We start from the raw sequence: 11541 nt of genomic DNA, 5'->3' as shown, positions 1-11541 counted from the left end.
TGCGGATAGCGCAGGTTAATCGGAAAGCGTTCCAGCCCTTCGACAGATTCCGACACCTGCATGCCCCCGATCGCGGTCTGGACCACGTCCTGAATGTCACGCACGCTCATCATATAGCGCGCGGCCGCATCACGGTTGGGGTTGATCTCGATAAACCGCCCGCCGATGGGACGCTCTGCATAAGCCGAGGTGGTGCCGTCGATCTGCGATGTGATACGTTCAACCTCGATGCCGATCTTTTCGATCACGCCAAGGTCTGCGCCAGAAATCTTGACCCCCACCGGTGTCTTGATGCCCGTGGCCAGCATGTCGATCCGGTTCTTGATCGGCTGAATCCACACATTGGTCACACCGGGAATCTGCACGACGCGGTCCAGTTCGGCGCGGATCTTGTCCATCGTCATGCCTGCACGCCAGTCCGCTTCGGGTTTCAACTGGATCGTCGTCTCGATCATGGTCAGCGGTGCCGGATCGGTCGCCGTCTCAGCGCGACCCAGCTTGCCATGTACGGTCTGCACCTCGGGCACCGTCGCGATCAGGCGGTCGGTTTGTTGCAGCACTTCGCGGGCCTTGCCGATGGACACACCGGGATAAAGCGACGGCATATAGAGAAAATCACCCTCGTTCAGTTCGGGCATGAATTCGGTTCCGATGCGCTGCAACGGCCACCACATCGACGCCACCAGAAGCCCTGCTAAAAGCGTTGTGGCCCACGGCCAGGCGACCGCTGCATCAAGGAACGGGCGGTAAATCCAGATCACCAAGCGGTTCAACGGGTTCTTGCGCTCAGGGATGATACGGCCCCGCACGAAATACCCCATCAGCACCGGCACCAGTGTGATCGACAAGATCGCAGCGGCGGCCATGGCATAGGTCTTGGTGAAGGCAAGCGGTTTGAACAACCGGCCTTCCTGACTTTCCAGCACAAAAACGGGCAAGAAACTGACCGCGATGATGGCGAGCGAGAAGAAGAGCGCAGGCCCGACTTCCTCGCAACATTCGGTTACGATGCGCCAACGGTTCTTGTTGGTCAGCTTCTCGGTTTCAAGCCGTCGGTGCATTGCCTCAATCATGACAATAGCCGCATCGACCATGGCACCGATGGCAATGGCGATCCCGCCCAGCGACATGATATTGGCGTTCACACCTTGCAGCTTCATGATGATAAACGCCGCAAAGATGCCCAACGGCAGCGACAGCAGGATCACCAGTGACGACCGCAGGTGCAGCAGGAACGCAGCGCAGACCAGCACCACGACGATGAATTCCTCGGTCAGCTTGTCTTGCAGGTTTTCAATCGCACGTTCGATCACGCCTGCGCGATTATAGGTTGTCACAATCTCGACGCCCTTGGGCAGGCTGTCGCGCAAGCTTTCTATGCGCGCCTCGACCGCTTTGATCGTGGTCAGGGCGTTGCCGCCCCACCGCAGGATCACCACACCGCCGACGGCGTCGCCTTGGCCTTCGAATTCGCCCACGCCACGGCGCATTTCCGGGCCAAGGCGGATGTCGGCCACGTCCCCCAAGGTCAGCGCGGCACCGCGGTCGTTTACCATCAACGGTGCTTTGGCGATGTCGGCCAATTCGTCCACATAGCCGGTAGAGCGGACCATGAATTCGGCCTCTCCCATCTCGATCACGCTGCCGCCGGTTTCGCGGTTTGCGCCCTGAATGGCATCGCGCACCTTTGACAGCGGTATGTCGTAGGCACGCAGCTTGTTGGGGTCGACGACGACCTGATATTGTTTGACCATGCCGCCGATGGTGGCCACCTCGGACACACCGTCGACGGTTTGCAATTCGTATTTCAGGAACCAGTCCTGAAGGGTCCGCAGCTCTGCCAGATCATGGCCGCCGCTGCGGTCGATCAGGGCGTATTGGTAAATCCAGCCCACACCCGTGGCATCGGGGCCAAGCTGCGGTGCAACACCTTCGGGCAGGTTTGCAGTGATCTGGCCCAGATATTCCAGCACACGCGTACGCGCCCAATACAGATCGGTGCCGTCTTCGAACACGACATAGACATAGCTGTCGCCAAAGAAGGAAAACCCGCGCACGTCACTGGCCCCCGGCACCGCCAGCATCGCGGTGGTGATGGGATAGGTGATCTGGTCCTCGACCACCTGCGGTGCCTGACCAGCATAGGACGTGCGCACGATCACCTGCACGTCCGACAGATCAGGGATCGCATCGACCGGCGTTGAACGGATCGCCCAAATCCCCGCCACGGTCATCATCAGCGCCAAGGCGATAACAATCACACGGTTCGCGATGGACGCCCTGATGACGGCCGCAATCATTGTGTGGCCTCTGACGCTTTGGCAAAGCCGACCAGCGTCATCGAAAAATCCGGATTGCGCTTGAGAAGCAGGTTGATTTCCTGACCCATCGGCACGGTTGCCACATCGACAGACGGATCAACGGCAAAGTCCATCGTCATGCCGGGCATACCAATATCCATCATCGGACCGTGCGTAATGTTTGCCATCCCGCTGGTCGGATCGACTGAGTTGATCGTTCCCATCACCTCGGTCGGTGGGGTCACCTTTTCCGCGGCCGAGAGGATCAAGGTCATGCCATCGGGGCGAGCAAAGGTCAGGGTCATCTCTTGGCCCATTACAAGCGTATCAGCATCAAGTGTCGGGTCCACGGCAAAATCCATGGTCATGCCCGGCATTCCAATCTGGGCCATGGGGCCATGGGTTATCGTGGCCATGCTTTTGGTCGGGTCAAAGGCATCCACGGTGCCGGAAACGACAATCGGCTCTGCTGCTGGGTCGGCTTTGGCCTCCGGTTCTGCGGGGGCGGACATCTGCATCGCTTCGGTCATGCCTTCAACGCGCAGCCCAACGATGGTGAACATCCCGTTTTCGTTCTTGGACAGGTCAAATTCGACAGCTTGGTCAAGCGGCACTTCGGCGGCGTCGATCCCCGCGACATCCATGTCCATCTGCATCGCGGGCCAACCCAAGGCCGGTATCGGGTCATGGGCCATCGTCAGCTTGCCATCACCCGTGACCCCCAGAACACGGCCCTTGCCGGTCGCGGCGATGCCATCATCCTTGCCAAGCGCGGTCAAGCTTAGCAAACCATCGGCACCACGGGCCGCTTGAAACGCAACCTCCTGACCGATGGCCAGCTGATCAAGCATCACGTCAGATCGCACCGCAAACCGCGAGGTCATGGCAGGCCAGTCCACCGCCTCAAGCGCGCCGTGACGGATCGTCGCCAGACGCGTATCGGCATCAAGTGCGACCAACGTGCCCGTGCCGCGGGCAGGTTCCGCGTCAGTCGGGGCCATGCGCATCAATCCCGCACTCAGCGCGCTTTCGCTGTCGATCAGGAACTGCGCAGACGCGACGACTTCTTCTCCGGCCGCAAGGCCTTGAACGACTTCGGTTCGGCCGCCCTCGTTAAAATTATCGCGCAGGCCGGTGGTGATCAGACGGGGCTTGAACGTGCCATCGCCAGTTTTCAGAATAACGCGTTCTGCCGACCCTGTGCGAATAATCGCCTCGGTCGGGACGGTCAGCGCCATCTGCGACTGGCTTGGTGTCAATGTGACGCTGCCAAACATATTGGGCCGCAGCAGCCCTTCCGAGTTATCAAACCGCAGGCGCACAGGCAGCGTGCGCGTCTTTGCGTCAAGCTCGGGATAGATATAGTCGATCTTGCCCTCAAAGCTCCGCCCGCTGAGGTGTTCAAATTGGACGACGGCCCGCATGTCATCGGTCAGACGCCCGATATCCCGCTCAAAGACATCGACGATCAACCACACAGCGTTCGTATCGGTCACTGAAACCGCCCGAACGCCGGGTTGCAGAAACATCCCCTCAGCCGCTTCAATCGACACCACGACGCCGTCTTGCGGGGCAAGAACTTCGATATTGCGCGCGATCTCTTTGCTGGCTTCGACCCGTGCAATCTGGTCATCGGACATACCAAGGCTGCTCAGTTTCCCGCGTGCCGCGTCGACAATGCGGCGATCCCCGGCCTGAATGGCTCGGATCAGATCGCCGGAAGAGGAGCCGATGATCTGCGAGAACATCTCGAACAGTACATCGCCTTTGCGCACCGGATCCCCCAAAGCGCGCACATGCAGCTTTTCGATCCAGCCATCCACGCGGGTGTGCACATGGCTGGTCAGATGGTCATCGTAACGCACGACCCCCACCGTTTGGATGTCGCGGGCGATCTCGGTTGACTGCGCAACAGCAGTGCGCACCCCGATCGCATTGATCTCGGCGCTGGACAAAATAACCTCGGCAGGATCACCGGAAGGCTCCTGACCTGCCATGACCGGGATCAGATCCATCCCCATTGGCGATTTTCCCGGTCCCGGTTGCCTGAAATTCGAATCCATCGGGGCGACCCAATAGAGGATTTCGTCATCAGCGGCCCGCGCCGTTTCAGAAGGATTCAAGTAAAGCCGTTCAAGAAAAACACCACCTGCCACACCCGCAGCGAGTGCAAGAAGACTCAGGGCTGAATACCGTCCACGCATGGTCACACCTCGACAGCGGCTCCGCTAAGGAAGCCGTCTTTGATAAATTACAGATGTGCGGTCCCAAAATTGAGGACACGCACCCGAAATCAATCAAATCTGTTGAGGGGGCCGATCTTTGGTCGAGCGCAGGACTGAGGGCAGATGGCTGCCACGATCTGTGATCTGCCTGTTGGTCAGATAGGCATCGCAAGCCACGAGCGCGAAAGGCACTGACGCCTCTTGATAGCAGCACACCGACGACATGCAGTGTAAGGAAGCGCCATGGTCTTCATGGTCCGGTAGGGAGCCTTGCGAGGGCACCGAAGCCGCATGCCCCATAGTTGCATGATCCATCTGATCTGACGTCATCTGATGCGGGGCTGTCGTATTCTGCGCTGCCGCAGCCAGGCTTGGCAGGAGAGCGTTCAACAGCAGCATAGATACGAGGAGCCATACCCTCGCCCCACGCCACGCGGCAAAAAGACCCCACTTATGCAAAACGCCATTCATGCCATAGTCATCTATTTGAAATGCTTCGGCTTCAAGTCAGAAGTTCGTGATTAAGATATTTCCGCGAAGCAAAGCAGCCCGTTTGAGAGAAATGCTCACCAGTTGACTTTCGTTTTTAGCGAAAAATTCATTTATTTTCTGGGCGCATGCTAACTCTTCGTGATACTTGCAAAAGTATAGCTATAGAAATTTCACCGGCGAAGCAGACCTTAGATCCGACCGCAGCGAATGACTGCTCCCAGCCGCTTGTGTCAAGAAGCGTGAACGGCCCTAAGCCGCCATTGATCACGACCTCCAATACCGCAGTGCGGCCGATCTAAGCGGCCATTCGTGCATCTTGCAGCATTTTGTCGGCTGAAACGTCAATCAGCGGACAAAGCTGCCATTTGTTGCAAGCAATCGACTGGCCGTTGTCAGCACAATGTCTCTGCAGCGAAGAGAAGCACGTGCATATGGCGTCGCTTTTATGCTCATAGTATCCCCGTCCCTACGGTGAACAACTCCCTTGAACATTGAACCCAGCGAAAGACCCCAGATAATGTTAATACAACGCGTAAGGGATCATCTTTTTGAGGTTGCAGCCAAGGCAGCCCCAATCACCTATCAGGCACTCGCGAAGGCCCTTGAACTGTCGCCGCCAAATACGATCCACCAGCTTACCGAAGCCCTCGAACGCCTGATTGAAGAAGATGTCGCCGCCGGTCGTCCATTGATCGCAGCACTGGTAATCAGTAAGGCAAGAGGTGGATTACCGGCTCCTGGCTTTTTCGAATGTGCAAAGCGCGTTGGGCGTTTTAACGGCGATCCGGTTGGGTCCGATGCTTCCGCCTTTTATGCGGCGGAATTCAATCAAGCTGTCAAATTTTGGAGCTCATATTCGTTGCATTGAACGGCCCGTAGCTGCCGTTCGCATGGCACCCCTTCGCTGTAGTGCAATTTCCAGGAAGCGGACATCTAAAAATATGTCTATATAAGACCTACGGGGAGCAACCTTTTTGAGGCCACGCTTTGCTTGGAATCATTATGCATGCTGAACGGGTGCTTGCATTACGTTGCCTCCACTAATGTTCCCCACCCAATCAAGAAAGACCCCCAGTCGCCGCAGGCCCGAGACGCGGGTAAGGTAGAGCGCTGAGATATTCAAAGGTGCGGCGTCGAGTTGGCCGGGAAACAGCTCAATCAAACGCCCGGCTTGGATATCGTCTGCGATCATGAAATCGGAAAAACGCGCGATGCCCAGGCCGCCTAATACCAATTGGCGCACCGCCTCTCCATTGCCTGCCGTCACGGCGGGCGGCACCGATACTGGGGCGGCCAGACCGGCGAAGCGCAATGTGTTGATATGATCTGGTGCCGCGAAGCGCACTTGCTCCAACTGCGCGAGATCGGCTGGTGTTTTTGGCCAGCCGTTGCGATCAAGATATTGCGGCGCGGCCACCAATTTCCAAGCTGTGCGGCCCAAGGGGCGGTGCAACATGTCGCTATCAGGCAGCTGGCCAAGCCGAATGGCAACATCCGCATGACTGCCGATCAGATCCACCAGCGAGTCTGTCATGTCAATCGACAGCTGGATGTCCGGATACTTTGCGTGGAACTCAGCCAGACGCGGGGCGAGGACATGCAGGACGTAAGGAACCGGTGCGTTTACACGCAGTGGCCCGGCGGGGGCCTGTCCGCTGGTAGCGATTTCTTGCAGGGCTTCGTTGCGATCCAAAATCTCGCGCGCCTCAGCCAGAACTGCGGCGCCTTCGGGGGTGATCTCGATAGACCGCGTAGTGCGCCTTAGCAACGTGACCTGCAATTGCTCTTCCAGCCGCGTGACTGATCGGCTGAGCGTAGAGGCAGACACCCCTCTGCGCCGTGCAGATTCAGCAAAGCCCCCATCATCGACGATCCCGACAAAGGCAGCCAAATCCCCCATGCGCAGCAATTCGTGCATTTTCTGCAATGATCCATTCCAAACTTGTCTGTTCTCGCAATAGATAACGACAGGCATATACGGCGTCGACATCAAATTTATTGGAGAAAACCGATGCCCCTTGCCCTTTGGGCGCTGACCATCAGCGCTTTCGCCGTCGGAACGACCGAGTTCGTTATCGTCGGCTTGCTTCCCACCATCGCCGCCGATCTTGGCGTTTCGATTCCTTCTGCTGGCCTTTTGGTCAGTCTTTACGCCCTTGGCGTGACCATCGGCGCGCCAGTGCTGACCGCCATGGCCGACCGTGTGCCTCGTAAGACGCTGTTGCTGCTCTTGCTGGCGCTGTTCACGCTCGGCAATGCTTATGCCGCCTTTGCGCCGGATTACGGCAGCCTTGTCGCTGCGCGCTTTATTACTGGTCTCGCTCACGGCGTGTTCTTTGCAATCGCCTCGACGATCGCGACCGATCTTGTGGAGCCTGAAAAGGAAAGCTCAGCCATTGCGCTGGTGTTCCTTGGTTTGACTGTCGCGCTTGTGACGGGTGTTCCCTTGGGGACGTTTATCGGCCAAAACTTCGGTTGGCAGTCGACTTTCCTTGGAGTTGTCGCGCTTGGCGTGATCGGTTTCATCGCTTCTGCCATCTTGTTGCCCGCCAATCTAACCATGACCGCATCAGCGGGGATCAAAGCCCAATTACAGGTGCTGACTTCGCCGCGCCTTCTGCTGGTCTATCTAATCACGGCTGTCGGCTATGGCGGCAACTTCATCGCCTTCACCTTCCTTGCGCCGATGCTGAACGAAGTCACGGGTCTGTCTGCGGGCGCGGTTAGTCTGGTGCTATTGCTCTATGGTGCATCTGTCGCCGTAGGTAACATCGCCGGCGGAAAACTGGCTGACCGTATCGGTGCAGTAGCATCCCTGACAGTGATTTTTTCTGGTCTTGCTATATCACTGGCCGCACTTGGTGCGTTCCTTACAGACCCGATTGCAGCCATAGCGGTTGCGGCCTTCTGGGGCGGCTTTGCCTTCGCCAACGTGCCGCCGCTGCAGTCTTACGTTGTGCAAATCGCACGCGAAGTCTCGCCCGGTGCGGTGGATGTGGCCTCTGGCCTGAACATCGGAGCCTTCAACCTTGGCATTGCCGGTGGCGCGTGGGCCGGCGGGCTGGTCGTCGAAGGCATCGGCCTTGCCGCGGCCCCCTACATTGCTGCCGGAGTTGTGGGTGTCGGGATCGTTTTGGTGCGCCTGTCTGGTCGCTTGAACGCAACAGTACCGCAATCTGTTGCTGCTCAATAACCTAAATTGCCCCGCGGCATCTTTGGTGCGGCGGGGAAAGCCGCTAAAGTGGAGATTTGTATCTTGTTTGCGCCAACAATTGAGCTGCAAAGACCGCATGACCTTTGACATAGAACATCCAAATGTCTGCTTTATATGCCAGAACTTTATTGATTTGCACTTGCGGCGAAGGTCCCCTTTCCGCCCTTCGAGACTGCATGCGTTTACTGCCCCTAGCGGGGCCTTGGTGCAGGGCGAGACGGGTCTCTTCTGCAGCCCCAAGCCGGACAGACACGGGATCTATTCTCGTCCAGAACAATACTTTTTTTGACGAGATTACCTATAGGCGGGCGATGATAGTTGTAAACAGATTATCTCTCCTTCGACGCGCTCTCTACGAAAGAGATCAGTTCCTTGTTCGAGATGGGCTTCTCGATCCGAGGGGCGGCCGCTCGGGGATCATCCGGCACAAAATCGTTTCCATGACCCGACACGACAATGAACGGAATGGACTGCGCATTCAAAGCCTCCGCAATCGGGGCCGAGCTGTCGCCGCCAAGGTCGGCATCCAGCAAGGCAACATCCGGCGCACCTTTGCGCAACGCATCAAGCGCCGTTTCAATGTCCCGGAACTGCCCGAAGACAGTGTGCCCCTCGGACGAAAGAAGCTCGGTAATATCAAGCGAGATGATGGCGTCATCCTCAACCACCATCACCGACAGGGCAGAGTTTTCGCGCGTCACGTCACCTGTTTCGACTTCCCCTTGACCTGAAACAGCGCTTGCACGATGATCGAGTGGAAGAAGAAACCGGTAGGAGATGCCCTCCTCAGTGAGGGTTTTCTGCACCTCTCCTCCAAGCTGAAGCTGGATGATATTGGACAGCAGGATAGACCCGAAACCACCCTTGGACTTTTCAGGGCTTTGCTGTGAAATAGCCACTGTTCCGGTTTCGATCCAGTCCAGGGTCATGGTGCGGTGTCCGTCCACGGACCACGTGACCGATAGCCTGCCGGTGGCTTCGCGCAGGCTTCCATACTTAAGCGCATTGGTCGTCAGTTCGTGCAGGATCATGGCAATAAGCTGCGCTTCCTGTGCATAGAGCATCAGTTGCGCACCGCTCAGACTGACCCGTTCGTAAATTTCGGCACCAAGGGGTGCGAGTTCGTCTTCCAACAGGTCGCGAAATTCAAGGTTGGTCCAGCGCTTGCGGCCAAGCAGCGAATGAACCCGCGAGAGGGCCGTCAGGCGATCAGCCAGCTTGGCCTTGACGTCGTCCACATTCGCCCCGGCGGTCATGCGGATGATGGACTGAATGACCGCAAGCATGTTACGCGCCCGGTGGTCGATTTCGGCCGCCATGACCTTTTCGCGTTCGCGGTGACGTTCGCGATCAATCCATCCCATCGTGATCTCGAACACTTTTTCCACAGTCGAGACATGCAGCGCATCATACGCACGCGCCTGATCGGTGTGAATGTAGATGACAGCGACAACCTGCCCGTTCTCGGTCCATGGAATGGCCAGCAGACCGGATATGCCGGAATGTATCAGGAACCTGCGTCCGATCGAGGGAAGGCCCGGATCGGACAGCGACAGCTGAACGATCTTGCCAGACATCAGTTTCTCGATCTGCTCGACAACGAAATGAGACAGATCCATCCGTTGAGCGGAAGGCGCGTAACCTTCAGCGCACCATTCGGATGTCAGCGTAAATGCCTTCCTGTCATTGAGGTTCGTTCTCTCGCGGATGCCGACACGGACAGCCTTCAGAAGACCGCCAAGCCGCGACACCGCCAGATCCAATGCGTCACTGGCTTTTTCGCAGCTGCGCAGGTCCTCATTGAGGGTAATCAGAAACGCCGCATGGCGGTTCTGATTACCCGCGCGGTCGTTTCGCTGCCCGAGTTGAATATCCCCACAATGCGCCCGTCTTCTGCACGCAGGGGTGTGAAGCTGTAGCTCCAGTAGGTTTCTTCCTCGAACCCGAAGCGGCGCATGGGCAGCGACTGATCCTCCACGACAAGTCCTTCACCGCTTTGGATAAGTTCCGCGAATTGCGGCTCGATTATGTGCCAGATATCGTGCCAGATATCCTCGGCGCGGGCACCAAGCGCTTCGGGATGCCGTGGGCCGGGGATCGGGGCCCATGCATCATTATAAAGCAGCCGCAGTTCGGGCCCCCAGTAAATGGCCGTCGCAAAAGCGGAATTCAGACAGATCGAAAGCGCCGAACGCAGCGATTGCGGCCAAGTCTCGGCCGGACCAAAAGGGTGATTGTACCAGTCATGGGTCTGTATGCGCCTTGCCATCTCACCGGTTCCGGCAAGAAAATCCATCGGCGCATATGCGCTTTGCAATTTTAGCACTTTCGCGCTTCTCCTGTTGGGGCGACACCCTCATACTCAGGATAGTCCGCTTTGCTAATCAGAATACCATGAGCTGAAGGCCGAAATCAATAATGACGAACGGATGGTCGGAAAGCAGTGAAGTGTCATGCAGCGATAACAATCTCAAGACGGCGATTTGACCTGTGGCATTCTCTAAGTTCTTTTTGAGAGCGCGGATTTCGACCCATTGCCGACCTTGAGACAGAGTGACCACGCTGCGGCGCAGCTTCACCGAAGCGGTCGTTCGTGCGTTGCGCAGCATTTTCCGACGGCCAAGGTCTGCTGTGCCGGACAAACTGAGCATTCGCTGCGGTTGCGCAAATTTCTATTTTGAACAAAGATGAACTATTCTAGGCCCGAAATCGGGTCAGGTAGGGCGCACTCAGTTTTGCGGGATAGAACCACATGGCTCCGGATGAAGGGCAAGTCAAAGGCAACATGAAACCACACCTGTGGCAACGTGAAATATCACTCCTGGTGCAACAGGCACTTCTGTATATTTCCGGCGAGGAGGCTTCAATCGATGCATTGGCCAAAGCGAAATTTTATCGAAAGACCTCAACGTTTGGAGAGACCTTTTATCTCAGGCAATACGGCGGGCGCAGCTTTCTTGATCAGATAATTGTCGAATTCTATCCAAGGAATGATCTGTTTGATCGTCGGGCCGCTCTGACGATGAGTGTCAAGGGCCTCGTCGAACATGACGTCCAAACCAAAATGACTGAAACCCTACGCCAGCAGGGTTTCAGTCCGGGCAATACACTCGACACCGGGTTTACGGTCTATTCCGATGGCAAGACGGAGATCGAGGTGTTCGCCTACGTAAAAGATGAAAGCGCATCCATTAGCATACGCAAAACATGACGGTTGGCACCGAAGCCGTCATTGATGCAAAGCGCAGCATCGGTCACAATGGGCTCAAACCGGACTTGCGGCGGTGCGGCGCGCAAATCTTGACCTTGC

9 protein-coding genes are annotated in these 11541 nt (G+C 57.1%); 3 read left to right on the top strand and 6 right to left on the bottom strand.

Going from position 1 to position 11541, the window contains the following annotated elements:
• Together ABYT07_RS14895 and ABYT07_RS14890 are read right to left on the bottom strand one after the other, a co-directional pair.
• On the bottom strand, positions 1-2300 hold a 2300-nt coding region (locus ABYT07_RS14895; RefSeq protein ID WP_372992830.1), incomplete at its 3' end, for an efflux RND transporter permease subunit.
• Entirely contained in the window at positions 2297-4504 is a 2208-nt protein-coding gene (locus ABYT07_RS14890; RefSeq protein ID WP_372992829.1) for an efflux RND transporter periplasmic adaptor subunit, read from the bottom strand. The genes ABYT07_RS14890 and ABYT07_RS14895, both read right to left, overlap by 4 nt.
• 1030 nt (positions 4505-5534) lie before the next feature.
• On the opposite strand from ABYT07_RS14890, the gene ABYT07_RS14885 reads away from it, so the two are divergent.
• Complete coding sequence (locus tag ABYT07_RS14885) at positions 5535-5885, top strand: hypothetical protein (RefSeq protein WP_372992828.1); 351 nt, start codon at positions 5535-5537, stop codon at positions 5883-5885.
• Between the two features lie 132 nt (positions 5886-6017).
• On the opposite strand, the gene ABYT07_RS14880 is transcribed toward ABYT07_RS14885, so the two are convergent.
• Positions 6018-6935, bottom strand: coding sequence for a LysR family transcriptional regulator (locus tag ABYT07_RS14880; protein ID WP_372992831.1), 918 nt, complete (start codon positions 6933-6935; stop codon positions 6018-6020).
• A gap of 93 nt (positions 6936-7028) precedes the next feature.
• Between ABYT07_RS14880 and ABYT07_RS14875 the strand changes: the two genes are divergently transcribed.
• Complete coding sequence (locus ABYT07_RS14875) at positions 7029-8210, top strand: MFS transporter (protein ID WP_372992827.1); 1182 nt, start codon at positions 7029-7031, stop codon at positions 8208-8210.
• Positions 8211-8560: 350 nt separating this feature from the next.
• Here ABYT07_RS14875 and ABYT07_RS14870 read toward each other — a convergent pair whose 3' ends face one another.
• From ABYT07_RS14870 to ABYT07_RS14860, 3 genes are read right to left on the bottom strand one after another with little or no spacing between them, the layout of a single operon-like run.
• Positions 8561-9982: an HWE histidine kinase domain-containing protein gene (locus tag ABYT07_RS14870; RefSeq protein ID WP_372992826.1), complete on the bottom strand. Its 1422-nt coding sequence runs from the start codon at positions 9980-9982 to the stop codon at positions 8561-8563.
• Positions 9983-10041: 59 nt separating this feature from the next.
• A complete protein-coding gene (locus ABYT07_RS14865; protein ID WP_372992825.1) occupies positions 10042-10557 on the bottom strand; it encodes a PAS domain-containing protein in 516 nt (171 codons plus the stop codon).
• A 58-nt stretch (positions 10558-10615) separates the two neighbouring features.
• Positions 10616-10873 (bottom strand): hypothetical protein, encoded by a 258-nt coding sequence (locus ABYT07_RS14860; protein ID WP_372992824.1) that lies wholly within the window; start codon positions 10871-10873, stop codon positions 10616-10618.
• Between the two features lie 110 nt (positions 10874-10983).
• Here ABYT07_RS14860 and ABYT07_RS14855 point away from each other — a divergent pair, with 110 nt between their 5' ends.
• A complete protein-coding gene (locus tag ABYT07_RS14855) occupies positions 10984-11442 on the top strand; it encodes a hypothetical protein (protein WP_372992823.1) in 459 nt (152 codons plus the stop codon).
• Positions 11443-11541: the final 99 nt, after the last annotated feature.

Origin of the sequence: Sulfitobacter sp. (assembly GCF_041552635.1) — a bacterium.
GTDB lineage: Bacteria > Pseudomonadota > Alphaproteobacteria > Rhodobacterales > Rhodobacteraceae > Sulfitobacter.
Note: the sequence above shows the minus strand (reverse complement) of the source record. Positions and strands in the feature narration are given on the sequence as shown.

Bases quoted from the DNA above. Each gene is read 5' to 3' on its own strand.
- ABYT07_RS14890 (WP_372992829.1), bottom strand. From the start codon at position 4,504: ATGCGTGGACGGTATTCAGCCCTGAGTCTTCTTGCACTCGCTGCGGGT.
- ABYT07_RS14885 (WP_372992828.1), top strand. From the start codon at position 5,535: ATGTTAATACAACGCGTAAGGGATCATCTTTTTGAGGTTGCAGCCAAG.
- ABYT07_RS14880 (WP_372992831.1), bottom strand. From the start codon at position 6,935: ATGCACGAATTGCTGCGCATGGGGGATTTGGCTGCCTTTGTCGGGATC.
- ABYT07_RS14875 (WP_372992827.1), top strand. From the start codon at position 7,029: ATGCCCCTTGCCCTTTGGGCGCTGACCATCAGCGCTTTCGCCGTCGGA.
- ABYT07_RS14855 (WP_372992823.1), top strand. From the start codon at position 10,984: ATGGCTCCGGATGAAGGGCAAGTCAAAGGCAACATGAAACCACACCTG.